This is a genomic window from Bacillus sp. FSL R5-0709, from assembly GCF_038004785.1.
GTDB lineage: Bacteria > Bacillota > Bacilli > Bacillales > Bacillaceae_G > Bacillus_A > Bacillus_A mycoides.
The window spans coordinates 965,812-990,747 of record NZ_JBBORT010000001.1; the positions used below are offsets into that span (position 1 = coordinate 965,812).

Annotated in this window: 25 protein-coding genes, 2 pseudogenes and 1 riboswitch; of the genes and pseudogenes, 14 read left to right on the forward strand and 13 right to left on the reverse strand. The window is 35.3% G+C overall.

The genetic code is table 11. The features are described from left to right. Nucleotides 1-93 precede the first annotated feature (93 nt). A pseudogene (locus tag MKX37_RS04905) lies at nucleotides 94-376 on the forward strand (N-acetylmuramoyl-L-alanine amidase C-terminal domain-containing protein); the annotation flags it as partial. Nucleotides 377-628: 252 nt separating this feature from the next. Here MKX37_RS04905 and MKX37_RS04910 read toward each other — a convergent pair. Beyond that, a complete protein-coding gene (locus tag MKX37_RS04910) occupies nucleotides 629-970 on the reverse strand; it encodes a YolD-like family protein (RefSeq protein ID WP_002125679.1) in 342 nt (113 codons plus the stop codon). 155 nt (nucleotides 971-1,125) lie between these two features. Here MKX37_RS04910 and MKX37_RS04915 point away from each other — a divergent pair, with 155 nt between their 5' ends. Beyond that, nucleotides 1,126-1,407 carry a barstar family protein gene (locus tag MKX37_RS04915; RefSeq protein ID WP_033710138.1) on the forward strand — a complete coding sequence of 94 codons (282 nt, stop codon included), beginning with the start codon at nucleotides 1,126-1,128 and terminating at the stop codon, nucleotides 1,405-1,407. Between the two features lie 613 nt (nucleotides 1,408-2,020). Here MKX37_RS04915 and MKX37_RS04920 read toward each other — a convergent pair. Next, nucleotides 2,021-3,196 carry an MFS transporter gene (locus MKX37_RS04920; protein ID WP_063226612.1) on the reverse strand — a complete coding sequence of 392 codons (1,176 nt, stop codon included), beginning with the start codon at nucleotides 3,194-3,196 and terminating at the stop codon, nucleotides 2,021-2,023. A 288-nt stretch (nucleotides 3,197-3,484) separates the two neighbouring features. Beyond that, the gene (locus MKX37_RS04925) at nucleotides 3,485-3,796 is read right to left on the reverse strand and encodes an ArsR/SmtB family transcription factor (protein ID WP_002011018.1); all 312 of its coding nucleotides are present in this window, start codon (nucleotides 3,794-3,796) and stop codon (nucleotides 3,485-3,487) included. 194 nt (nucleotides 3,797-3,990) lie between these two features. Between MKX37_RS04925 and MKX37_RS04930 the strand changes: the two genes are divergently transcribed. Both MKX37_RS04930 and MKX37_RS04935 read left to right on the forward strand, forming a co-directional pair. Beyond that, nucleotides 3,991-4,575 (forward strand): CGNR zinc finger domain-containing protein, encoded by a 585-nt coding sequence (locus MKX37_RS04930; protein ID WP_016126648.1) that lies wholly within the window; start codon nucleotides 3,991-3,993, stop codon nucleotides 4,573-4,575. A gap of 164 nt (nucleotides 4,576-4,739) precedes the next feature. After that, nucleotides 4,740-5,294 carry an HPP family protein gene (locus tag MKX37_RS04935; protein ID WP_002125693.1) on the forward strand — a complete coding sequence of 185 codons (555 nt, stop codon included), beginning with the start codon at nucleotides 4,740-4,742 and terminating at the stop codon, nucleotides 5,292-5,294. A 167-nt stretch (nucleotides 5,295-5,461) separates the two neighbouring features. Here MKX37_RS04935 and MKX37_RS04940 read toward each other — a convergent pair whose 3' ends face one another. From MKX37_RS04940 to dhaS, 3 genes are all read right to left on the reverse strand, one after another. After that, on the reverse strand, nucleotides 5,462-5,569 hold the full coding sequence (locus MKX37_RS04940) for a YjcZ family sporulation protein (RefSeq protein ID WP_000505673.1): 108 nt from the start codon (nucleotides 5,567-5,569) through the stop codon (nucleotides 5,462-5,464). Nucleotides 5,570-5,863: 294 nt separating this feature from the next. Next, a complete protein-coding gene (gene dhaQ / locus MKX37_RS04945; RefSeq protein ID WP_002186544.1) occupies nucleotides 5,864-6,862 on the reverse strand; it encodes a DhaKLM operon coactivator DhaQ in 999 nt (332 codons plus the stop codon). 19 nt (nucleotides 6,863-6,881) lie between these two features. Beyond that, entirely contained in the window at nucleotides 6,882-7,448 is a 567-nt protein-coding gene (gene dhaS / locus MKX37_RS04950) for a dihydroxyacetone kinase transcriptional activator DhaS (RefSeq protein WP_002140640.1), read from the reverse strand. Between the two features lie 178 nt (nucleotides 7,449-7,626). Between dhaS and dhaK the strand changes: the two genes are divergently transcribed. After that, entirely contained in the window at nucleotides 7,627-9,378 is a 1,752-nt protein-coding gene (dhaK, locus tag MKX37_RS04955) for a dihydroxyacetone kinase subunit DhaK (protein ID WP_078422046.1), read from the forward strand. Between the two features lie 55 nt (nucleotides 9,379-9,433). Here dhaK and MKX37_RS04960 read toward each other — a convergent pair whose 3' ends face one another. Further along, nucleotides 9,434-9,985 carry a DUF4352 domain-containing protein gene (locus tag MKX37_RS04960; RefSeq protein WP_002169003.1) on the reverse strand — a complete coding sequence of 184 codons (552 nt, stop codon included), beginning with the start codon at nucleotides 9,983-9,985 and terminating at the stop codon, nucleotides 9,434-9,436. 205 nt (nucleotides 9,986-10,190) lie between these two features. Continuing rightward, complete coding sequence (locus MKX37_RS04965; RefSeq protein WP_002186538.1) at nucleotides 10,191-10,397, reverse strand: hypothetical protein; 207 nt, start codon at nucleotides 10,395-10,397, stop codon at nucleotides 10,191-10,193. Between the two features lie 256 nt (nucleotides 10,398-10,653). Beyond that, nucleotides 10,654-10,759, forward strand: a riboswitch (SAM riboswitch). A gap of 82 nt (nucleotides 10,760-10,841) precedes the next feature. On the opposite strand from MKX37_RS04965, the gene MKX37_RS04970 reads away from it, so the two are divergent. From MKX37_RS04970 to MKX37_RS04980, 3 genes are all read left to right on the forward strand, one after another. After that, on the forward strand, nucleotides 10,842-11,900 hold the full coding sequence (locus tag MKX37_RS04970; RefSeq protein WP_033730908.1) for an LLM class flavin-dependent oxidoreductase: 1,059 nt from the start codon (nucleotides 10,842-10,844) through the stop codon (nucleotides 11,898-11,900). Continuing rightward, nucleotides 11,893-12,849 carry an ATP-grasp domain-containing protein gene (locus MKX37_RS04975; protein WP_078422047.1) on the forward strand — a complete coding sequence of 319 codons (957 nt, stop codon included), beginning with the start codon at nucleotides 11,893-11,895 and terminating at the stop codon, nucleotides 12,847-12,849. The genes MKX37_RS04970 and MKX37_RS04975 overlap by 8 nt, the downstream gene beginning before the upstream one ends. 432 nt (nucleotides 12,850-13,281) lie before the next feature. Next, nucleotides 13,282-15,666, forward strand: coding sequence for an immune inhibitor A domain-containing protein (locus MKX37_RS04980; RefSeq protein WP_176126841.1), 2,385 nt, complete (start codon nucleotides 13,282-13,284; stop codon nucleotides 15,664-15,666). Between the two features lie 172 nt (nucleotides 15,667-15,838). On the opposite strand, the gene MKX37_RS04985 is transcribed toward MKX37_RS04980, so the two are convergent. Then, nucleotides 15,839-16,369, reverse strand: coding sequence for a cysteine hydrolase family protein (locus tag MKX37_RS04985; protein WP_033730911.1), 531 nt, complete (start codon nucleotides 16,367-16,369; stop codon nucleotides 15,839-15,841). 480 nt (nucleotides 16,370-16,849) lie between these two features. Here MKX37_RS04985 and MKX37_RS04990 point away from each other — a divergent pair, with 480 nt between their 5' ends. The 4 genes from MKX37_RS04990 to MKX37_RS05005 all read left to right on the forward strand — a co-directional run bounded on the left by MKX37_RS04990 (nucleotide 16,850) and on the right by MKX37_RS05005 (nucleotide 21,055). Beyond that, on the forward strand, nucleotides 16,850-18,586 hold the full coding sequence (locus MKX37_RS04990) for an S-layer homology domain-containing protein (RefSeq protein ID WP_033730912.1): 1,737 nt from the start codon (nucleotides 16,850-16,852) through the stop codon (nucleotides 18,584-18,586). 140 nt (nucleotides 18,587-18,726) lie between these two features. Beyond that, complete coding sequence (locus tag MKX37_RS04995) at nucleotides 18,727-19,041, forward strand: PadR family transcriptional regulator (RefSeq protein ID WP_001078071.1); 315 nt, start codon at nucleotides 18,727-18,729, stop codon at nucleotides 19,039-19,041. Between the two features lie 16 nt (nucleotides 19,042-19,057). After that, entirely contained in the window at nucleotides 19,058-19,669 is a 612-nt protein-coding gene (locus MKX37_RS05000; RefSeq protein ID WP_002186530.1) for a DUF2812 domain-containing protein, read from the forward strand. A gap of 477 nt (nucleotides 19,670-20,146) precedes the next feature. Then, nucleotides 20,147-21,055 (forward strand): alpha/beta fold hydrolase, encoded by a 909-nt coding sequence (locus MKX37_RS05005; RefSeq protein ID WP_003187714.1) that lies wholly within the window; start codon nucleotides 20,147-20,149, stop codon nucleotides 21,053-21,055. A gap of 205 nt (nucleotides 21,056-21,260) precedes the next feature. Here the strand turns inward: MKX37_RS05005 and MKX37_RS05010 are convergent, their stop codons facing one another. From MKX37_RS05010 to MKX37_RS05025, 4 genes and pseudogenes are all read right to left on the reverse strand, one after another. Further along, nucleotides 21,261-21,485, reverse strand: a complete 225-nt coding sequence (locus MKX37_RS05010) for a hypothetical protein (RefSeq protein WP_002035172.1) — start codon at nucleotides 21,483-21,485, stop codon at nucleotides 21,261-21,263. Between the two features lie 420 nt (nucleotides 21,486-21,905). After that, nucleotides 21,906-22,115 (reverse strand): glycine zipper domain-containing protein, encoded by a 210-nt coding sequence (locus tag MKX37_RS05015; protein WP_000764047.1) that lies wholly within the window; start codon nucleotides 22,113-22,115, stop codon nucleotides 21,906-21,908. A gap of 92 nt (nucleotides 22,116-22,207) precedes the next feature. Beyond that, nucleotides 22,208-22,441: pseudogene (locus MKX37_RS05020) on the reverse strand (DDE-type integrase/transposase/recombinase); the annotation flags it as partial. Nucleotides 22,442-22,555: 114 nt separating this feature from the next. Beyond that, nucleotides 22,556-22,756: a DUF1657 domain-containing protein gene (locus MKX37_RS05025; protein WP_000218933.1), complete on the reverse strand. Its 201-nt coding sequence runs from the start codon at nucleotides 22,754-22,756 to the stop codon at nucleotides 22,556-22,558. A gap of 210 nt (nucleotides 22,757-22,966) precedes the next feature. On the opposite strand from MKX37_RS05025, the gene MKX37_RS05030 reads away from it, so the two are divergent. Both MKX37_RS05030 and MKX37_RS05035 read left to right on the forward strand, forming a co-directional pair. After that, nucleotides 22,967-24,193, forward strand: coding sequence for a phospholipase D-like domain-containing protein (locus tag MKX37_RS05030; protein ID WP_016126658.1), 1,227 nt, complete (start codon nucleotides 22,967-22,969; stop codon nucleotides 24,191-24,193). Nucleotides 24,194-24,717: 524 nt separating this feature from the next. Continuing rightward, on the forward strand, nucleotides 24,718-24,918 hold the full coding sequence (locus MKX37_RS05035) for a cold-shock protein (protein WP_000434816.1): 201 nt from the start codon (nucleotides 24,718-24,720) through the stop codon (nucleotides 24,916-24,918). Nucleotides 24,919-24,936: the final 18 nt, after the last annotated feature.

The window sequence follows — 24,936 nt, forward strand, 5'->3', positions numbered from 1 at the left end:
TTCACCTCGATTCAAAGTTTTAGAACTTTTCATACAATTATACATTTAAATAAAAAGATTTACAAAAGGAATTACCATAAGGAGGGGGTATGACTATACGCTCTAACGGGACAAACTGTTGGGAATTGTGAAGGAAACGGCGGTTCTAATGTGGATATCAATACGTTAAGTCAGGTGGATTCGATACTAACTCCTTAGATGAAGCTATTCAAGCTATGGCAGAACGAGGAATAAAAGGTAGCGTTAATGTTGATTCACTTTCTGGACTATGTTATATCCAAACCGATGTCCTACCTAATACAGAGTTAGATAAGATTACTTGGTGGATACTTGATCAGGTGGTAAATGGTGGTATGAATATATCAAAGTTAGATAATAGTTGAAGCCGTCCTTAATCGGGCGTTTTCAACTATTATCTAAATGCTTCTTTAGTTTTCTCTATTGTGTTCTGTTCCTCTTTTGTATTTGTAAATTCGATAACCATAACAGACAGTCCAAAACCTAAACAAACAGCCTTTATCTTGCTAATTCTCACAAGAACTTACACTTTTTCTCTATCTGTATTTAACCTAGAATACAAGATTCTTTCATTTTTATTCCTGGATATATTTGAAAAACTGTATGTTTTTTATCTCAAATCAATTACATCTATAAATTTAAGGAAAACTCTGTTATAAGATGCATCAGTGCAAGTTATTAAATTCTTTATCGGATTTATGTCAGTTACAGTCACATATCTAGTAAGTAAATGACCATCTCTATAATAAGTAATCAATACCTTCTCTTCAGAAAGAAATGAACATAGTAACTTGTTTTCAATAATTTCTTGTTTGTCTTGGGCTAATTTAGGGCGCTCCACTTTTGTTTGTTTTTTAACAATATTACCAATACCGATGAATTTCTTCGGTATTGAAGCGAATGGAGTCCGCTTAATCATTCCTATTTCTTTTGGCATATGTGTATAGTTCATGTTGTACATCTCCCTGATTGCTATAAATAACTGTATCATTATATCAATTTTTGAAGATGTTAGGATTATTTATATAATTATAAAATAAACATTTAGAGGTTTTTGACTCCTTATAAAATCAACCCAATTTAACTAAGTATGATTTATATATATAATTGAGTAATGAACATGAATCAATTATTGTCATAGATGTAAGCAACATTTATAATGCAAAAGAATTGCATTTACTTCTTAAAGAGAAGCTTGAGTTTCCTGATTTGTACGTGGAAAACTGGGATGCTTTTTGGGATTGTATTACAGGATTTGTGTGTCCTTTGCCAAACAAAATGATCTTCGACGGATGGTCAAAGTTTGAAAAAAGGTTACCGAGAGATACAAAAATAATGAAAGAGTGTCTTCTTGATTATAATGAAGAGGATAGAAAGGATCCTGCATGAGCGTCTTTTTTATTAAAATTTATATTTTAAAGAGTTACCTAGAAGAGAACAATCTATTAATTAACAAAAAAGAAAAGACACCCTAAGGTGCCTTCCTCCGACTTGAACCATCTTAATTTTAATAATATAGGACTCCCGTCCAAATATTATTTTACCATGTTAAGTTGTTTTTGGAAATATGCCATATCGATACAATACACGTTTTAGTTTTTAAATTATTTATCTTTCTAAAAGTTGAAATTAATAAGAACCCCATAAATGATAAACCATTCCACTAACAAAAAACACTAATCCTAAAAACAAAACAATTAAAGCAAGTACTCCATTTTGATTATGTTCCATAAAATTAGCTCCTTTTAGATTTATTTTTATCCCGCTATTTGCGGGCAGTAAAACTCCCACCTCAAAATTCAGCTGGAGCAAAGAAGTTAGGTGGGAGCCCTGCTGCCCGTAAACGCCCGATTGGTGAAGGCTAATACTCAGTGGGGGGATGAACAAAACCCCCGCTGAGTAAAGTTTCACTTTATATACAAAAAAGCCTTTAGTCGTAATTATGGCTAAAGGCTTTGATCATTATACTTTTTAGTTTATAAAATTTGAAACTGAAAATGTACTAACTTGATAATGAAGCCTGGCTATTAGAATTGAAAAATTTTAGTTTTATTATAATTAACAGAAATGAGAGTAGTGTGAAAATGAATCCGCTCCAAATAAGCTGGTGAATACCTAAGTTTGAAATGAACCAGCCTCCAATAGTTGTTCCTAAAGTAATTCCGAGATTGGAGAACGAAACGAATAGACTATTACCAAATTCAGGCGCTTCTTTTGCTTCGCTTATTAACCATGTTTGACCAACAATTAATCCACCAGCATGTACGATTCCCCAAATGAATACGATAAAAATCATTGGAACAAGGTAGGAACCTAAATAATAAACCAATATGTAAACAATAGAATATAGGATAGGGAATAATATTACTGTATTTACTATACTTTTTTGCAGGAGACTACCAAATAAATGATTGCCTAAAATCATAACGATACCAAATATGAATAGCATGATACTGATGAGAGATCCGTTCATGGAAGTTACTTTTGCAAGGTACTCGGCGAAGTAGCTGTATACGGAAAACATGGCTGCAAAAAGGAATGTGACGGTTAAAATATTTAACCATAATCCTGGTTTGCCGAGTATACGAATTTGTTTGCCGAATGACATTTTTTCTGTAACAGGCATAGAAGGAAGTAGGATTAGTATTCCAATGAATGCAAGAGTGTTAACAAGCGCTCCGAATAAGAAAGCAATTTCGAGTGAAAATTGGTCTGCAAGGTAAGAGGTTAGTGGTACACCTAAAGCAAAGCCAACAGTAATTCCCATGAAAACTTTTGTAACCGCTTGACCGCTCTTTTCTGGAGGGACAAGTTTAGCAGCTGTTACAAGAGCGATTGAAAAGAAGAGTGGGTGAAGTGCTGCCGGTAAAATACGGAAAATAAGCATGATTTCAAATTGTGTTGTATAAGCGTAGATTATATTTGAAATAACAAATATGAAAATTGCTGATAATAAAATTATTTTGCGATTAATACTAGAGACGAGCAGAATTAAAAACGGACCAGAAATAGCAACAACGAGTGCAAATATACTTACTAAAAATCCAGCTTGTGTAGTTGAAATTCCAAATTTTTGAGTGATTTGTGGTAATACGCCGACAATACCCATCTCGGTAGTAATAATTCCGAACACACCTATTGCGAGTGTCAGAATAAGTAAAGGATTTACTTTTTTCATTTATAAAACTCTCCATTCGTATCAGTATTTTGAAAGTAAATTCATTAACAAAGAAGCATTATTACAAGTATGATTGGATGCCAATATTATCAGGATTATGTAATTCGAAATACAATAACAGATATCTAAATAACTAGATATGATATGTTAAAAAATTTTCTCCTTTCTATGTTTCTTGCTTTTATAGGTAGTGCAATCTTATAAAAAAGTAATTGGATACCTGTAAAAAAGCAGAATGTGTGAAAGCTAATAATCAATTGATATGTAGATTGATTATTAGCTTTCATTTTATAATTCGTTTTGAACGTATTCAGAAAACTCTCGTATTGTTTTTTCATTTCGGCGATAGTAGGTCCATTTTCCAATTCGGTCAGAGTCTAGTAATCCTGCCTTTTTCATTGTTAATAAATAACTAGAAATAACCGATTGGGCTAAGCCAGTTTTAAGCTGGATATCTCCTACACACACTCCAACTTGAAAGTTAAGGCCTTGCTCTAGATAAGGTTTTTCATCGAAATGGTTTTCTGGATTTTTCAACCATGATAAAATTTGACATCTTGTTTCATTTGACAATGCTTTATAAATTAATAAAGGTTCCATAAGGATATTATATCTACTTTTATAGATTTGTAAATGGGTTTTGGTGATTTTAAGGGGAGAAGGCATATGTAGATTCCTTTAAATGTGGATGAGATGTTCTAGTAATAGGGCTTTTTTCTGGATGTGAATTTATAAAAAGTTGCACCGTCATATTGCTTTAGAATATGATTGGTTAAAGAGTAGGTGATGAGTACATGCAGGAAACAAAACAATTCCCGCTTATATCTGGAAATCTCTCATTAGATTTAGTGAATACAGAGTTAGTTAGGCGTGGACAACGTTATGATTTATTAATAACAGATGAAGATGTATTAGAATGGCTACATGTAATAAAGGCTAATCTTCCTTTTTGGAATGAAAAAACACTTATAGGAATTCAAGAGCGAGTGAATCAAGTTACATCTAGCATATTAGAGGTAAGAGAAGTACTGAGAAAACAGTTTGAGGCAATTGCTGATCTGCACGAAATTTCTAATGATTTTATTGCGTATTTAGAAAAACAAATTGAGAAGGCACCATTTACATATAAAGTCATTGAACAGCGTCTAGTACCTATCCCAGTTGGAGAAATTGAGGATGTACTTGTATCGTTAATTGCATTTGATGCTTTAACGTTAATAGCAGAAAATAAGCTTATTTCTCTTAAAAGGTGTTCAAACCCCGACTGTGTTTTATTATTTATAGATAAAAGTGGAAAACGAAAATGGTGTTCTATGAAAATATGTGGGAACCGGAAAAAAGTAGCAAAATTTCAGGTTCGAAAATCTGAAGAGGTTTAGGAATCAGCTTATAGCAGTTGATTCTTTTTTTGTATCTTTTAACTAACCTCTAAAATGAATATTTACAGGTTAGTTAATTCGGGTTATAATTATTGGTAAATAAAGTGAGACTTTAGTCAGTGGGATGTCCATCCCTGCGAATAGCGCGATAAAGGAGGAAAACGATGGATAATATAACAGCAGCTAAGCAGAAAGAGGCTCAACCAATAAGTGTACGATATTTTGCAAAAATGAAAGGGAAAGGGAGAAGTCCATTACAAGTAAATATAAAGGATTCTTTAACGGGACTACTGGGGGGATTTTTAACAATTCTCACCTTAACATATTTAACGAGTATAACTTCTACAGAATTACTAATGGCTCCATTTGGAGCGAGTTGTGTATTAGCGTTTGGAGTTTGGAATGCACCGCTATCTCAGCCGCGTAATATTATTGGAGGACATTTGATTTCAACTTTCATTGGTCTATCAATATATCATTTGTTTGGGAATGAATATTGGACAATTGCTTTAGCAGTCGGGGTGTCGATTGCTATTATGATGTTAACAAGAACAACGCATCCTCCGGCAGGGGCTGATCCAATTGTCGTTATTTTAGGAGCAAATAGTTGGAGTTATTTAGTAACGCCGGTTTTAGTTGGTTCCGTTGTTATTGTAGTTATTGCTTTATTTATTAATAATATGAGTAGTAAAAGGAACTATCCAACTTTTTGGATATAGTTTGTAAAGTGAAAAACAATTTAAGTAAGTACTTTATTTTTACTATGTTTCATTTTTTATATAGAAAAAGCCTTTAGTCGTAATTATGACCAAAGGCTTTCATTCTCATTCTTTTTAGTTTACAAAGAAAAGACACCCATATAAGAGTGTCTTTTCCGATAGTTTGTTTAGCAGAAGCAAGAAGCTCCAACTATGATTAATAAAATAAACAATACTACTAATAAAGCAAAGCCGCCAGAAAATCCACAGCCGCCACAACTACCACCAAATCCCATAATAGTTCCTCCTTTAATAAGAGGGGAAAACAAGGGGTCACTCATGTATTTTAACGGATTCAATTTACTTTATGTTTTTTACGCAATAATTGAGCAGGTCCTTTTGAAAATAAAAAAAAGACACATTAAGGTGCCTTTCTCCGACTGGATAACCGCATTTCGAAACTGGCGGATAACTTGCAAATAGTATGTATGCTTCGATTTATTTACAGATACCTAAGGTTTATACATTCTTCATATAAGTCAGTACTTTTGATTACTAAACGTTCAATCATCATAATGTTTAGTTTATTGTTACCAACCACTCGCTCTAACATCCGCCTTCAACCACTTCACCCAATCCGAATCTTCTATTTTAAGCAAACTGAGCGAAACACCTTTCATATCTAAAGAAGTGAGAAGGGTACCAACCTTTACGAACTTCACATGTAAGCCTTCCAGCTCACATAAACGGCGAATATCGTTTGCGAAAATGTATTGTTCCATTAATGGTGTCGCACCGAGTCCGTTAATGAGGATGGCAAAGTTGTCACCTTTTCTCCAGCGATAAATGCTTTTTAGTTTGTTCATAAGTTCAATTGCTAATATTTCAGAAGAGGATAGTGCTTCTTTGCGGTAACCTTTTTCGCCATGAATACCAACGCCGTAAAAGACTTCATCGTCGTTTAATGTGAATGAAGCTTTTCCTTGTACTGGATCGTTTGCAGGTGAAAGGGCGACTCCTAATGTGTGTAAGTTTTGGATGACAGATTGGCCAAGTGCTGTTAGTTCTTCTAAAGAATGACCGCTCTCAGCGGCCGCACCTAATATTTTTTGAACGAAAACGGTGCCAGCTACGCCGCGTCTTCTTTTATTAAAAGAAGCATCATCTTCAATTGAAACGTCGTCATTTACGATGATGTGGTCAATTTGTCTTCCTTCTTCTTTGGCGATTTGTTCTGCAGCTAAAAAGTTTTCTACGTCATCTTTAAAGTTTTTAATAATGAATAAAATACTTTTATCCTGTGGCATTAAGCGAGTTGCCGCCACAATTTGTTCCACTGTAGGGGGAGTGAAGATACTGCCGTTTACTGCCGCTGTAAGCATACCTTTTCCTACATAGCCAATATCGGCTGGTTCGTGTCCGCTACCACCGCCGCTTATAATGGCGACATTTTGTTTCATTTCTGCGATATCTTTTACATAAATGATGTTATGTGTTTCGTCGTAATTTACTTTGTCGTTATGTTCAAAATAAAAGCCATGCAGCATATCTTGAACAATATTTTCTACATCATTCATAATCTTTTTCATTGCTTTTGCCACCCTTTAATTACTTTGCTGATTGCTCGAGTAATAGTAGTAATTGATTGTTTATCATATTTTTCATGAGAGAAGACATAATGGATGGATCTACTTCACATTTGCTTTCAATCCAATCTTTTATCGTCCCAACGAAGCCGTGACTATAAAAAGAGGCAATCGTATTTTTTGTCTCATTCGAAAGGCTGAATCTACAGCTCATGGATAGTTCATCAATAATCTTCATATATAAGTTTTTCGTATGCTCAAATAAATAGTGATTAAACGAATTTTGCTCAATGACTTTAAAGGCATTTCGGTAAAATTTTTGATTTTCATAAAAGTAATCAAATAATAAATCGAAAATGTTTTCCCATGTTTCATAATCAAGAAAGTCTATAATATTTTCTTTCGTTTCTTCTTTATAAATCCAGCTTAATAGTTCGAATTTATCTTTAAAATGATAATAAAAAGTTTGTCTACGCATTTGACAGTGTAACATAATATCGCTCACTGATATTTTATGAAACGATTCTGTTTCCATTAAATGTTTCAATGAGTTCGCGATTATCTTTTTAGAAATTATAGAAGAGGTCATCTGAATCATCCCTAGAATGTTAGTAATATGAAAATCCTACCTACAAATGAGAGCGGTGTCTTTAGACAGATTGTCCATTTTGTCCGTTTACTATAAAACGCTTTCATTTTAACATGAGTAGTAAGAAGAAGATTTCAAATATATCACAATATATTAAAGGAATTGAGGGAGAACTACAATGAAAAAGATTATAAACAAACCAGAAACATTAGTAATGGAAATGTGTAACGGAATGGTTATGGCTCATCCAGAGCTTGAGCTTTTGAAAAAGTATAAAGTTATTAAGAAGAAAGAAATGAATGAAAATAAAGTAACGTTAATTAGCGGCGGCGGTAGTGGTCATGAGCCAGCGCATGCAGGTCTAGTCGGAAAAGGAATGTTAGATGCGGCAGTGTGCGGAGATGTGTTTGCTTCTCCTTCACAAATTCAGGTATATCAGGCGATTAAAGAGACAGCTAGTAAAAAAGGTACGTTATTAATTATTAAAAATTATAGCGGCGATATTATGAATTTCAAAAACGGTGCACATTTAGCGACTGAAGATGGAATTGAAGTCGACTACGTAAAAGTAGACGATGATATTGCGGTAGAAGATAGCCTGTATACAGTAGGACGCCGCGGTGTTGCGGGAGTTATTTTAGTGCATAAAATTGCCGGCGCAGCAGCGGAAGCAGGAATGGATTTAGGAGCGGTGAAAGCTGTAGCGGAAAAAGCAGCGGCTAACGTGCGCACAATCGGTTTAGCATTAACTTCTTGTACAGTTCCAGCAAGCGGATCACCTACTTTTACACTTGCGGAAGATGAAATGGAATACGGCGTAGGTATTCACGGTGAACCAGGTATTAAACGTGAAAAAACGCTGTCAGCAGATGAATTAGCTAACCGTATGACAAATGATTTAATAAAAGATTTAGGAGTAAAAGATGGTGAGGAAATCGCACTGCTAGTAAATGGTTTTGGCGGAACACCACTGCAAGAACTTTACCTATTTAATAACGCAGTTACGAGAGAATTAGCTGCTAGAAATATTAAGATTAATAGAGTATTCGTCGGTAATTATATGACGAGTATTGATATGGCAGGTATGTCTTTAACAGTAATGAAGTTAGATGACGAGTTAAAAACGTTGTTATCGAAAGAGTGTAATACACCAGCGTTTAAAGTAGATGGACCAGTTGAAAGTGTAGAGTACGTGAATGTGCTTGAAGATGTAGAAGAGAAGGAAGTTTCCTTCGAAATAGAAACAGCGGAAGAGCACGCTGTTATTAAAGATAATGTCATTACATTAAACAACATGATTTATCTCGTTGATAAAATGAGCGACATTATTATTAAAAACGAAGTACCGTTCTGTGAGTTAGATACACATGCAGGTGACGGAGACTTCGGAATGAGTGTCGCAAAAGGATTTAAGCAATTAAAACGTGAGTGGCATTCTATTGTAGGACAAGAGAATGTAACGATTGGCTCGTTCCTTGACGGTTGTTCGATGATTATTATGGAACATTGCGGCGGTGCTTCTGGTCCAATTTGGGGCGGAGCGTTCCGCGCAGCTAGTAAAGCAGCAGGCGAAAAACGTGAGCTAACAGCTGGAGAGTTCGCTGAAATGTTGCAAGCGGCACTTCAAGGCATACAATCTATCGGTGAAAGATCGTTCGGTAGAGGAGCGGTAGTTGGTGATAAAACACTTGTTGATGCACTTGCTCCATGTGTAGATTCTTGGTTAGCTAGCGCTTCAAACGAAGTAGACGTGAAAACTGCCTTTGAAAAAGGAGCAGAAGCAGCGGTTAAAGGCGCAGAGTATACGAAAGAAATCGTAGCTCGTATGGGCCGCGCTGGTACAGTTGGTGAAAGAAGCTTAGGCTATCCAGATGCAGGTGCACATGCGCTTGGAGTTATCTTTACGGAGATTGCGGGTAGTTTGAGATAGTAATTAGAAAGTCCCTCTGCCTTAGGTAGAGGGACTTTTATATTGTATTTTAGATTTAGTTTTTTTGTGATTGCAGCTTATCGATTTTCCAGTGTGCTCCTAGAGGATCTAAAGAGCTTTCAATATAAAACATATATTCATCTGCGGTACTTGGTACTTCAAAAGCTATTTTTAATTCTACCGTTTCATTTGGTTTAACTTGTATATCAGAAGGGTTTTGATCAAGCACCTTTCCTTCATAGGCCTTTCCGTCTTTTTCATCTTTTAAGTTATATTTTAATTCTGATAGTCCAATCGTTTGACCTCGTACATTTTTTACAGAGACATTAACAACGACGGAATCGTTACTAGCATTTAAATATGCATTTTGAACGGCGGTCAAGTAATAGCCTCCCTTAACACTCTCACCAACTAATAAAATACCTTGTTCCAAGCGGCTCATATCTTCTTTTTCTTCAAAATTTATTAATTCTTCATTTTCATTTTTTGCGGTTGGTTCTTCTATTGGACCATTTTCAACGGCACTATCTTTTTTATCTTGTGTACAAGCAGCCGTAACACTGACTAATACTAGAATTAAAGTAAGTAATATGAATGATTTTCTCATAAAATTGATCTGTCTCCTTAAGTTTCTCAATTTTGTGCAACTATACATATAAGATTAACATAATGTCTCATTATTGGCTCAAAATAGGGGGTCCTTTAGACACCTTATTCTTGTTTTTTATTAATATGATTGGTGTATTTACTCTAGTTGTAGCGAAATCGTCCGTTGTTATCATTCCTACTGTAAATATGTAATTAGTATTATTTTATTCTTTAAATATCTCCGGTTTTTCAACTCTAAATGATTGCACCTCACCGCACTCTAAACAAAATGTGGTTAATAGTTTGGAACGTTTCCCTCCTGAAAAGAATCTACTAGATTCATCCTCACAAACATATGCATGATAAGCAGATCCAATCCTTCCTTCTTTAAATGTAGTAGAACCACAATTCTCGCATCGTTTATTTTTCATGTTACTAACACCTCATTTGATTGATATTTATTTTTCTGTGTTTTTAAGATAGAAGTAAAGCAACTTAGTTATAAATGATGTTTTCGACATGATACAACATAGCCCTTTATATATCCGCAAGTAAAACAACATAATACCCTATAAATCTCTATAACAATATGATGTTTCATATATCATTTAATGTTTATCGGAAAAATAAGTATTAAACGATTGATTTTTATTATTCTGATGATTATAATAAATGGAAATCAAACAATTCTTATGTTGAGAAGTGGAGGGAAGGGCCCTATGAAACTTCGGCAACCTCGTTTTAGACGAAAGGTGCCAAATCCTGCAGGTGAAAAACACCTGAAAGATAAGAGCGGTTCATTTAGTCAAGAAGGCTACTCTTATTTCGTTAAGAGTAGCTTTTTTTATGGTTAAAAGTTAAAGGGGGAATAGGTAGTGGAGTATGGTTTTTGGTTGCCGATTTTTGGGGGATGGCTTCGAAATGTAGATGATGAATCTATGCCGCCTACGTTTGAGTATGCAAAACAAACAGCGCAAGCGGCAGAACAATTAGGTTTTTCAACAACACTTATAGCAGAATTAAATTTAAATGATATAAAAGGTGTTTCAGCACCAAGTTTAGAAGCATGGACAACTGCGGCAGCACTTGCAGCAGTGACGGATAGATTAGAGATTATGACAGCTGTAAGACCTGGATTCCATAATCCAGCAGTTACAGCGAAAATGGCAGCAAATATTGATCAATTAAGTAATGGCCGTTTTACATTGAATGTAGTTTCAGCATGGTGGGAAGAAGAAGCGAGACAGTACGGCGGGGTATTTACCGCACATGATGAACGGTATGATCGCACAGAGGAATTTGTAACAGTTTTGAAAGAGCTTTGGAAAGAAGAAGAGTTTTCTTATAAAGGGAATTTTTATGAGCTTCATAATACACATTTAAGTCCAAAACCTGTGCAGAAACAAGGGATTAAGATCTATGCAGGTGGTGAGAGTGAGCGAGGAAAAGAAGTAATTGTAAACCACGCGGATGCATATGTAATGCATGGGGGAACAGTAGAAGAGGTATCTGTGAAAATAGAAGATATGAAGAATCGTAGAAAGAAAGTCACAGAGGAGCCATTGCAGTCATTCGGGCTCGCGGCTTACGTCATTTGTCGTGATACAGAAGAAGAGGCATTAGAAGAATGGAGACGCATAACGGATGTGAAAGACGATGCTTTAGGTTATGCGGGTTACCAAGATTTTATTAGTAAGTCGCATTTGGAACAGCAAGTGAAGCTCAATGATTATTCCGTATCTAATCGTGGATTACGTCCTAATTTAATCGGAACACCAGAACAAATTGCAGAAAGGATACTTGCTTTTGAAAAAGTGGGTGTTACGTTATTACTTTTACAATTTTCTCCACAGCTTGAAGAGATGAAACGATTTTCTGAAAAAGTGATGCCGTTAGTTGAAGCAAAAAGAAAGGAATTGATTACAAATGAGTAAAATTTACATATTACATGAGAATAAGGAATGGACGGATCATTTGGTGAAAAGATTGGAAGAACTGGAGTTACCTTATGAGGAATGGTTTTTAAATGAAGGAACACTTTCGTTAGAAAAAGAACCTCCCCAAGGTGTTTTTTATAGCCGTATGAGTGCTTCTTCACATACGAGAGGGCATCGATATGCACCTGAGTTGACTGAAGGAGTTCTTGCTTGGTTAGAGGGATACGGACGAACAGTATTTAATGGGTCTCGTGCATTACGCCTTGAAGTAAGTAAATTGAATCAATATGCAGCATTAAGAAATTTTGGGATACAAGTGCCGAAAACAATTGGTGCTGTTGGCCGTGATAATATAGTAAAAGCAGCAAAGGAGTTAGGGGAAGTGCCATTCATTACAAAACATAACCGTGCAGGTAAAGGTCTTGGTGTTCAACTGTTTCATTCCATTGATGCTTTAGAGCAATATTTGGATGGTCCGACATTTGAAGAGCCCATTGATGGAATTACTTTAATCCAGCAGTATATTGAAGCGCCAGAACCATATATTACACGTTGTGAGTTTGTAGGCGGTCAGTTTGTATATGCAGTTAAAGTAGATACATCAGAAGGATTTGAGCTTTGTCCAGCAGATGCGTGCTCTATTCACGATGCTTTTTGCCCAGTAGGAGAAGAGAGTAAGAAAGAGTCGTCAACAAAATTTGAAATTATATCGGACTTCCAAGAGCCAATTATTGAACAATACAAAGAATTTTTGAAAGAAAACGAAATTACTGTCGCTGGTATTGAATTTATTCGCAGTTCGGATGGAACAATTTATACGTATGATATTAATACAAACACAAACTATAATTCTGACGCAGAGTCTGTAGCTAATCAATTTGGTATGCTTGAGCTTGCTAAATTCCTTGGAATAAAATTAGAAAAACAAGTAGAGTCAGTTAAATAATGTTGATTAAAAAATAAGGTTCTGGTGCAAACCTTTGCTAAATTAATAGTATCAGTATGTCCAAGTTTAAGAGCGTACTTACAAGGTTTTTAGAGCTTTTGCACCAGCAAGAAAAGTATCAGTTTATATTAAAAAACAGCCCAAGTTCGAATAAGGAACTTGGGCTGTTTGTATGTTGTATTTTCTTTCCTTTCCTAGCACTACTCTATCGCCATCAAAACAAAAGAACGAGTGATCCCACTTTATGGTTATGTGCAAAACATAAACTAGTAGAAGGTTTGTATTTTTTTATCTTATGTATCCCACCCTGCACAAAAAAATATTTCTCAACATTTAATTGTTGAAAAACATTGAATATTCTCTATAAAGAGAATATTATGTTTCTATCGGCAAAAAAAAACGATAATTCGCAGACACTGGGGAGGAAATGCATTGAAAAAGAATAAGAAGTTAAAACCATTATCAGTTTTAGCAACAGCGGCAGTACTAAGTAGTAGTTTTGCTTTTGGAAGTCATGCAGCGTATGCTGATTCGCCATCATCTCTACCAATAGATGAGCATTTAATACCGGAAGAGCGTTTGGCAGAAGCGCTAAAACAACGGGGCGTAATTGATCAATCTGCATCACAAGCTGAGACGTCAAAGGCTGTCGAAAAATATGTTGAGAAAAAGAAAGGGGAAAACCCTGGTAAAGAAATCTTGACAGGAGATAGTCTTACGCAAGAAGCTTCTGATTTTATGAAAAAAGTAAAAGATGCAAAAATGAAGGAAAATGAACAGGCGCAGCAGCCAACAGTAGGGCCAGTAGCTGGACAAGGTGCAGGATTGAATTCTAGTAAATTAAATGGAAAAGTACCTACTGCACCAGCGAAGCAAGAAGAGTACAACGGTGCTGTTCGAAAAGATAAAGTACTTGTTTTACTTGTAGAATTTAGCGATTTTAAGCATAACAATATTGATCAAGAGCCAGGATACATGTATTCTAAGGACTTCAATCGTGAACATTATCAAAAAATGTTATTTGGTAATGAACCATTTACGTTATTTGATGGATCGAAGATTAACACATTTAAACAATATTATGAAGAACAATCTGGCGGGAGCTACACAGTGGATGGAACTGTAACGGAATGGCTTACTGTTCCAGGAAAAGCTTCAGATTATGGTGCGGATGCGGGTACTGGTCATGATAACAAAGGTCCTTTAGGGCCACGTGATCTTGTGAAAGAAGCATTAAAAGCAGCGGTAGCAAAAGGAATTAACTTAGCTGATTATGACCAATTTGATCAGTACGATCAAAATGGTGATGGAAATAAAAATGAGTCAGATGGCATTATTGATCATTTAATGGTTGTACATGCTGGCGTGGGTCAAGAAGCTGGCGGCGGTAAATTGAAAGATGATGCGATTTGGTCTCATCGTTCAAAACTTGGATCAAAACCATATGCGATTGATGGCACAAAATCTTCTGTTTCAAATTGGGGCGGAAAGATGGCTGCATACGATTATACAATCGAGCCTGAAGATGGAGCGGTTGGTGTGTTTGCGCATGAGTATGGTCATGATTTAGGATTACCAGATGAGTACGATACGAAGTACTCGGGACAAGGTGAACCTGTTGAGTCATGGTCTATTATGAGCGGCGGCAGCTGGGCTGGAAAAATTGCAGGAACAGAGCCAACAAGCTTCTCACCACAAAATAAAGAGTTTTTCCAAAAGAATATGAAGGGCAACTGGGCGAATATCGTTGAGGTAGATTATGATAAACTTCGCACAGGAGTCGGTGTTGCAACATATTTAGATCAAAGTGTTACAAAATCAAAACGACCAGGAATCGTTCGTGTTAACTTGCCGGACAAGGATATTAAAAATATCGAATCGGCATTTGGGAAGAAGTTTTATTACAGCACAAAAGGAAATGACATTCATACAACACTTGAGACACCAGTATTTGACTTAACAAATGCAAAGGATGCTAAGTTCGATTATAAGGCATTCTACGAACTTGAAGCGAAGTATGATTTCCTTGACGTATATGCGATTGCAGAAGATGGAACGAAGACACGTATTGATAGAATGGGCGAAAAAGATGTAAAAGGCGGCGTGGATACAACTGATGGTAAGTGGGTTGATAAATCATACGATTTAAGCCAATTCAAAGGGAAAAAAGTAAAACTGCAATTTGAGTATTTAACAGATATTGCAGTAGCTTATAAAGGATTTGCGTTAGATAATGCTGCATTAACTGTAGATGGCAAAGTTGTTTTCTCAGATGATGCAGAAGGCGGGCCAGCAATGACGTTAAAAGGATTTACTGTATCTAACGGATTGGAACAGAAAAAAAATAACTACTACGTAGAGTGGAGAAATTACGCTGGTTCTGACACGGCGTTAAAACATGCGCGTGGTCCAGTCTTTAATACAGGAATGGTTGTATGGTATGCGGATCAAAGCTTTACAGATAACTGGGTAGGTGTTCATCCAGGTGAAGGATTCTTAGGAGTAGTAGATTCTCATCCAGAGGCAATCGTAGGTACATTAAACGGACAACCGACTGTGAAGAGCAGTACGCGTTATCAAATTGCCGATGCGGCATTCTCATTTGATCAAGCGCCAGCATGGAGAGTAGACTCGCCAACTCGCGGTATCTTTGACTATAAAGGATTACCAGGAGTTGCAAAATTTGATGATTCTAAGCAGTACATCAACAGCGCTATTCCAGATGCAGGACGTAAGTTGCCGAAACTAGGATTGAAGTTTGAAGTAGTAGGTCAAGCTGAAGACAAATCTGCAGGTGCAGTTTGGATTCATCGATAGAATAAGGTGAAACTATGAGAGCTGTCCATAAGTTGGTGAAACTGACTTATGGACAGCTCTCTTCTTATTGTGGAAACGAGGCAGCTTAGTTTAGGAAGCAGTTCACTGGAAAGCAATTCTTTGAAAGTGGCTATAGTAAAAAATATATAGACTATCAAATATAGAAATGGAATCAAAACTCTATACTTTCGGAATTTTTTACGCAGGCAAACCATTGACCTATTATCTCGTTATGATGCTTAATAATTTGAGACGCCGATAATATTGTAGAATTATATGTACTATGTCCATTCTTTACAAGAGTAACGTCATACCCTAAGCTGTATGCACGCCGGCATGTTGCATCTATGCAAATTTCAGATTGAATTCCTGCTATAACAACTCGTTTTATATTTCTCATTTCCAGCTCTTGTTGAAGACTCGTTTTATGAAAAGAATCCGGATGATTCTTTTCAAGAACGACATCTCCTGTTGCTGGAGCAATTGATTTATGAATTTCCCATCCAGGTGTCCCTTGGCTAAGCAAGGAACCAGACTTCCCGTTAAACTTCATATAAAAAATAGGGGCTGAAGCAGAACGGGCTTTAGAAATCAATAATTGAATAACTCTTAATAATTCCGTTCTATTATATAGGACTTTTTTCTCTTCAAATGAACCTACCTGTACATCAATAATAAGGAATGCTGTACAGCTTTTCATCATAAATACCCTCCTAATACGTGGTCCAAAAATACAAAAGTGAAATATATGCAAACTCCAATGCTATGCACATTTAATGTATCCAAAAGTTCCAAAGAATATTGCATGGAGGTATGAAGTGGATTCCAATAATTACAATTAGTAAAAACTGTTTTAAATAAAGGACATGAAATTGGCAATCATACAATGAATTATGTTAAAAGGTATGTTCTCAGGATTATATTGCGATTTTAATGGGGGTAGCATTGTTTTTATAGGCTACATTTTAGCGAAATAAAAGCTCGAAAAACGATATTATTTATATATTCGTAAGTAAAACAGCATAATATCAGTATGAATCTCTATAACAATATGAGTTTTTGCATATTTTGAAATTTAATATATCCTCCGAAAAGTTTTAATTGTATAATGTGTTTTGTCATATTCTTTTAGATTTTTCGACAAAAAATAACAAAAATAGAAGACGTATTGGGAGAATACATTATGTACATAAAACTATTAAAATCAATTACATCCTTATCACTTATTGGTGGTGCTTTATTATATACAAATGGCAGTGATGTGAAAGCTGCTGAAACGGGTGCTTTTTCGGATGTACCTACATCGCACTGGTCCTATCCTGCGATTAAAGACTTAGCGAGTAAAAATATTATTTCAGGTTATGGAAATGGGATGTTTGGTTTTGGTGATGTTGCGACGCGGGAGCAAGTTGCAGCTTTAATTTATCGTGTGTTAGTACCGAATAAGCAAGGTGGTACGTTTAGTAATGATGGTGCTCGTTATGTATTAAAAGATGGGTCTACTTTAAATAATCCGTATCGTGATATTCGCTCAGGTTCTACAATGTTTCCGGAAGAGGTTTTAACGTTAACGAAATTGGGAATTTTTAAAGGTGATGGAAATGGCGGTTTTAGACCGAAAGATTCTGTTAGCCGTGCAGAAATGGCGCAAATTATTAAAAATGCGTTCCAAGTTTCAGCTAAACAAAAACATACATTTAATGATGTTCCAAATGGGTTTTGGGCAGAAAACGCGATTAGTGCGGTGCAGTCAAACGGGATTGCATCTGGTACAGGAGAAGGGAAATTTGAACCAGCTAAAACGGTAACGCGTGAACAGTATGCACAGTTTTTATATAATGCATTGAAATATAAAAAGCCTGAGGTTGCGGTGCAAGATACGGGAGATGCGGCATTATTAGCAGCATTCAAAAATGAAGTACAAACGCGTATTAATACGTATGAAACGAATATTACACTTCCATATAAAACGAAAAACAGTAATACAAAAGAAGTGATGAATACACTTTTTAACGCATATGAAGAAGTCGCAAATAAAAATGAGTATACAAATTATAATAGATCGAATATTTCATACTCACTATCTGGATCACCTGGAAATTATACATTTACGCTAAATATTACATATCGCGAAACGAAAGAACAAACAGAGTATGTGATGAAACAAGCGAAAGCGATCGTTTCTTCTATTATTCAAACGGGAATGGATGATCATGAAAAAGTGAAGGCGGTTCATGATTATGTTGTAAAACATGTTTCTTACGATACGTCTTATAAAGCGTATACAGCATATGAGGCACTCGCGAATCGTTCTGCCGTTTGCCAAGGTTACACACTATTAACCTATCAATTATTAAAAGAAGCTGGAATTGAGAATCATTTTGTAGTAGGAACTGGAGACGGTCAGCCTCATGCTTGGAATTTAGTTAAAATCGATAGCAAGTGGTATCACCTTGATACAACATTCGATGATCCAGTGCCAGATGAACAAGGCCGCGTAACGTATTCTTATTTCAACTTATCTGACGAGCAAATTGCAAGAAATCATGAGTGGAACCGCGTGGACTATCCGCAAGCTACAACAAACTATTATAGTACATTAACAAATAAAATTGCGACAGGTGGTACGAAAACACCTGCATATCAGCAAATATTAAAAGATACAAAGTTAAATTATTTAGGAAATGAATATATCGCAAATAACTATAATGAATTCAAAAATAAAATGCAGCAACGTTATAGCACAAAGTCAGCAAAGATTGAAATTCTTTATAAACAATCAATGGATGGCGCATTGCAAGATGTGAAAAAAGTAATTGGAGAAATCGGTTATCCGCAAGGAGCGAACCGTGTTTCTTATAAAGCTGAGCCGTATAATGCGAAAGAAGGATATTCTTTAGTGACGATTACGTTTATGTAAAAAAGCAACCTAGATCCTATGAGATCTAGGTTGTTTTTTTGTACCTAAATTTGACATGTACAGTTAGACTGTATAAAATAAAACTATACAGTTCAACTATATAGTTTAGCTATATATTAATCGTTACACTGGAGGTCTTTATGAATAGAGATAAAAATTTACCATTAACGGAAACAACGTATTACGTTCTTTTAGCTTTATTAGAGCCAGCACACGGATATTTAATTATGCAAAAGGTTGAGGAACTTAGTAATCATCAAGTGAAAATCGCAGCGGGTACATTGTATGGTGCGGTTGAAAATTTATTAAAGCAACAATTAATAGAATCGGTAAAAAGTGAAGATAAACGAAGAAAAGTGTATGTCATTACTGAGCGGGGGAAAGAAGTATTACATTTAGACTTTATGAGGATGCAGCACATTATTGGGGTTACAAAAAGCTTATTAAATGTATAGTTAGGAGGAAGCGAAGATGTGGAGATTGAAATTCTTTTTAGACTTTGAGAAAGAGGAAAAATGGTTAGAAGAGATGGCTTGGAAAGGCTATCAACTAAAAAGTAATACATTTGGTTATAAATTTAAAATCGCAGAACCAGAGGATGCGACAATTAAAATAGATTATAGAATATTTTATAGACGAAGTGATTTTATTAATTATTGTACGTTATTTGAAGATAGCGGCTGGAAGCATATAGCCGGTAAATGGTGGGCAGGCACGCAATATTTTAAAAAGATAGATGAGGAAAGTGAAGATGACATTTTTTCAGATCAAATGTCACGAGCAGGGAAGTATAAACGTTTATCTAAGACATTTTTAGAATTAGCAATATGTTATTTTCCTCTATTAATGCTATTTATGTTTAATAATACAATTGATTTAGGAGTGATGTTAAATCCGAAAGGCCTATACTATACACCAGGATTATGGGATATGCACGGCGCAGCATTTTTAGGATCATTCTTATTTGAAACGCCATTTGCATTAATGAGGGGCATTTCATGGTTGTTTATCCCAGCTGCGATTGGTATGTTTTTCTTTTTCTCATATAAAGCAAATCGATTGTATGAAGAGAGAAAATACTAGGAGGACCCCCTTAAAGCTGATGCTTTGAGGGGGATTCTTTTGAATTTGTAAATGGTGTACTTGGTTGTAATTAACATTAATTCCCTTTATTAGTGTTTGAATGTGATGTAATTTTGATAATAATATTCCTTAGGAGGATGATTATCATTAATATACTTTTAGGTGTCATCACTGCTATTGTCCTCTTATTAATCGCTGCATGGACTACAAAAAGGCCTAATACAGACGACCAGCATAAATAAACTATTGTATTTCTCAACGAACAAAACAACTTAACATGGTAAAATAATATTTGGATGGGAGTCCAATATATATTATTAAAATTAAGATGGTTCAAGTCGGAGAAAGGCACCTTAGGGTGTCTTTTCTTTTTTCTAAATGAGAATTTTGGCTTAAAGAAGATAAATTTTCAACGGATTATTGTCATGAATATATTGATAAAGTTCATCAATATATTTGTAGAAAGGAGGAATTCAAGTGAAGAGAGATGATAATAGGATTGGTCACTTTACATCTGAAAAAGGAAAGGAAGACTTTCAAATTGCCTACGATGAATCAATGGCACTTCTTCCAAAACCTAACGATACGAAAGATATAAAAACTAAATATGGCACAATTCGTGCTTATTACTTTACTAAAGAGGAAAACAAACATAAGGAGCCAATACTCTTACTCCCTGGACGTGGTGCATCTACTCCAATGTGGGTACCCAATTTAGAAGGGCTAAGGGAGAAAAGGCCTGTTTACACGATAGATTTACTCGGTGAACCTGGAATGAGTGTGCAAACGAAGGTGATTGAAAACCAAAAACAACAAGCAGAATGGTTAAATGAAGTAATTGAAGAATTAAGTTTAGAAAAAGTGCATATCGTGGGTGTCTCCATTGGAGGTTGGACAACAATGAATTTGGCCAGATATAATTCAGAGCATATTGCTACGGCTAGTTTATTGGACCCAGTCTTTGTATTTGCGCAAATGCCCATAAAGATGATTCTTGCATCTATTCCAGCTGCCGTCCCTATTGTACCTAAGTTTATAAGACAAAAGATGTTAAGCTATGTATCTGGAGGAGCAGAAACAAATGACGATGAGCCTATCGCTAAGTTAATCGAGTCGGGTATGCGTAACTATAAACTTAAAACACCAGCACCTGATCTATTTAGTAAAGAAGACTTGAAAAATATCAATGTTCCAGTGCTTGCATTAATGGCTGAAAAAAGTACAATGCACAATTCTGTAAAAGCAGTTGAAACTGGGAAAAAATACGTTAAAGATATCGATATAGTTAACTGGAAAAATGCATCTCACGCAATCAATGGTGAGTTCTCTAACGAAGTTAATGCCAGAATCCTTGATTTTATAGAAAAACATTCTAATGATAACTAAGTTGAAAGTGGAAAATATGTTGTAATAACAACTTTATCTCTATATAGCTATTTAGGAGGATTTAGCTCATTTTTTGTTTTAGGATATTAAAGTACCCCCTAAATGGAATTTTTTTATAGCACCGAAGTTCATTTTTATGATTTTTGGGGAAGAATGTGCTTCTTAACTTGATACCGCAAAAAAACAAACAGGAATGACTATTAAGTCATTCCTGTTCCTTAAAGAAACCTTCTATGGTACTAGTAACTTCCTTGAATGCTTCACCTTGGACACTAGAAATTGATAATCCTCCAATTATATTTTTCCACTGTGAATTTACACTATCCCAGTTATCATCCCAATTTTCAGTAATATGCTTATAAGCTTTAAAAGGTTTATCACGACTTGGTGAAACATATTTTAAAGCATCTATCAACTCTACAAACTCCAAAACACTTCAGGCCCTTCTTTTAGAATTGGAGTTACCTCTTCGTTTCGAGGTAAAACTTCCATTTAGGTGGTGCTATTAAATTTAAAAAGCTAAAACAAGCATAACCCCGTTCTAAATTTAGGACGGGGTTAAAATATAGTTGTTTAATTTCCGATATAAGATACTTCACTGTACTCAAAAATATAACAATAAAGTCGATTGATAATCTAAGGTTTATTCAGCAATAGCGCCCGATTGCGGAAGACCAAGAAAATGATTATGATTGCTGCTTATAGCTTGTTGAACTAACGCACACGTTACTTTAAGTGAATTGATTCACAATCTTACTGGGAATTTACCTAAAAAAGCTGAATTAACTTAATAAAAAAAAGGACTCCCTTTTTGGGAATCCAATTCATTCAGTGTCACTTTGGTTAAAGTCTAATCTTCTCGGTTCGCAACACTGTCATTAGCCTCATCGGCACCTTCGCCGACTTTGTTACCCATCGCTCCTCCTGCAACAGCTCCTGCAACGGTACCAAGTGGACCAAGAACAGAACCCAAAGCAGCTCCAGCGACAGCACCGACACCAGTTCCTACCGCTTCGCCAGTATCATTATCAACACGGTTACGTTCGTTTTTATCAGCCACTCATCTCACTCCTTATTTAGAATAGGCAAGTGCATTCCAGCACAATACCTTACATATTTTGACCTATAAGGACAGATTTATGCGAAGTGTTAGAATCCTGAGGATTTAGCAAACCGGCGCTTTACATAGCGATGATCTTGTTCTATGTAATTATTGAAATGTTTGATTGTAGAATGAGTAGTACTTTTATAAAAGTCATTCACCTTTAATTTTTTGAGTGAACAAAGTAAAGAAAGGGCCTTATCTGTTGTCAGAACCGTTGGTTCTCCAAAAGTTTGAACGAGTCGTTTCATAAAAGCATACGCAGATTGTGTATTCCGCTTCTTAAGTTGATGGGCATATGGCGATACCCTTTAATCGTAATCAGCATTATGATAATCGTTATTTAAGCTGGGCACTCTTCCATGGGGACGATATTCTATGTGAAAGGTATTATGTTATTACTTGTACTGAGGCTCTTCATGTTCAATTTGTTGAAGACGAGGATTTAAAGATTCAATAATTTCTTGAGTTTGTTGTGCTGCACCTTTATATAATTGTTTTGCTTGCTTGTTATCAGTATCAAGAACAAATCCTTCTAGGCATGCTTGAGCACTCTTTAATCCAGCGATAGTTTGTTTAAGTTTAGTACTTACTGTCATGTAGTATTCCTCCTTGTAAATGTACTTCAAAATATAGAATGCCTATTTTGTTATCAAAGTACGATTTCCAATTTTAGGGATATACGAATGAGAAATTGTATAGTTAATCATTCAAAGGAGAATTTTTTAGCTAATAGATGCATGGAATAGTTTTGTCCCAATAACAAAAACTAACAGAAATAAAACGATAATATATAAAGGAGATTAAATATGCTGAAAAAGATAGGAAGAATTTTCCGAGCATTCCTCTTTTTATTTATCGGTGGATGTTTAGTTCTGTTTGTTTGGGGGGAAATTGACAGAACAATAGCCGAAAAAAATGGGGTATTTAGCCAGAATTCTAGTCAATACCCTATGCGTCAAAGTGATATTACTATGTATACAGATGGGAAACAGTTAAACAATCAATTATTCTCAGATATAGAGAAAGCAAAGCATTACGTGCATATTAACTTTTTTTCTATTGCTGATGATAAAGTAAGTCATCAGTTTCTAGAGCTATTGCGGAAAAAAAGTCAGGAAGGTGTAGAAGTATACTATGCAGTGGACAGGTTAGGTGGAATTTTACTAAAGAAAAAGGAAAGAGAATTATTAGTTAAAAAAGGAGTTCATTTTACATATTACAATAAACCTGTTTTCCCTTATCTTTTTTCTTCTTTGGATCATCGGAATCATCGTCGTATTTCAGTTATTGATGGAAAGGTTGGTTACATTGGCGGATTCAACATCGGAAAGAAGTATTTGGGGGAAAAAGAAAAACTTGGTTATTGGAGAGATTATCATCTTCAAATACGAGGAGAAGGAGTTCAAGATTTAGAACACCAATTTGTATTAGACTGGAATAAAAACTCAGAGAAACCGATTCCGATACACAATGCGGTAAAGGAAAAGGGAGCAACCTCGCAACGATTTACTGCATATTATAGTGGAGAAAAACTTGGGCAAGATTATGCAATGCTGTTTCAACAAGCAAAAGAATCCATCATTATATTAACACCTTATTTTATACCAAAAGACAGAACTATTTGGAACGCATTAGTAGATGCAAGAAAGAGGGGAGTCCGTGTCAAAATTCTATTCTCACCTCATTCGGATGCACTATTAGTTAAAGAAGCAGCATATCCATATATCCGAAAAGCATTAAAACAGGGGATGGAAGTATATGGTTATAAAAATGGGGTGTTACACGGTAAAGTATTTTTGATTGATGAAAAAGTATTGATGGTTGGGACCGTGAATTTTGATTCACGCTCGTTTCATTTAAATGAAGAAATGAACTGTTATATTCATGACCCTATCTATATTTCGAGAATAAAACCAGTGATTAATGCAGACTTACAAAATTCAAAGCAAGTAACATCCTCTGACGTCAATCAATTATCTATAAAAGAAAAAATGAAAGAAAAGGTTGCAAAAATGTTTGAGTATTATTTGTAAAGACAAAGTATTTTTATATTAGGGATAGTTTCACATTGCCATCAAGATAAGAAATGCAAATACCCCATATCCATCAAGCTAACAAGGACGAGTTACTCCAAAACGATAAAAACGATCAACATGCATCAAAAAAAACACGCTAAGCAAAAATACAATAAGCTGTCCATATGGACAGCTCATTTACATAATTACCGTTATCAGAAGTAAAATTTAACTCGAAAATAGCTAATTTTATCAGTTGTTGAATGTCTGAAAAAAATCAAACCAATGATATTGTTGAGATCCTTTGGAAATTTCTTGCTGTGATGACTATCATAGTGACTTTTTCTCCAGTAACAACTATTAGTAGCTAATTACCATAAGGACTTATTTTTGAAATTTGCTATTTTTTAGAAAGTATGTTAATTTAAGAAAGACCTATTTTTGTTCGGTTTGAGATTAAGAATAAATTTTGTTTTTCGTCTAAGGTATTTGAGCAAGGGTAGTAACATATGTGTGGGTATCCACACTAGGAGGCAACAATTATGGAACAAGGTAAAGTAAAATGGTTTAATGCAGACAAAGGTTTTGGATTCATCGAGCGTGAAGGTGGAGAAGACGTATTCGTACATTTCTCAGCTATCCAAATCGACGGTTTCAAATCTTTAGACGAAGGACAAAGTGTAACATTTGAAGTAGAAAAAGGACAACGTGGCCTACAAGCTACTAATGTTCAAAAAGCTTAATATTAGCTGATGAAAGAC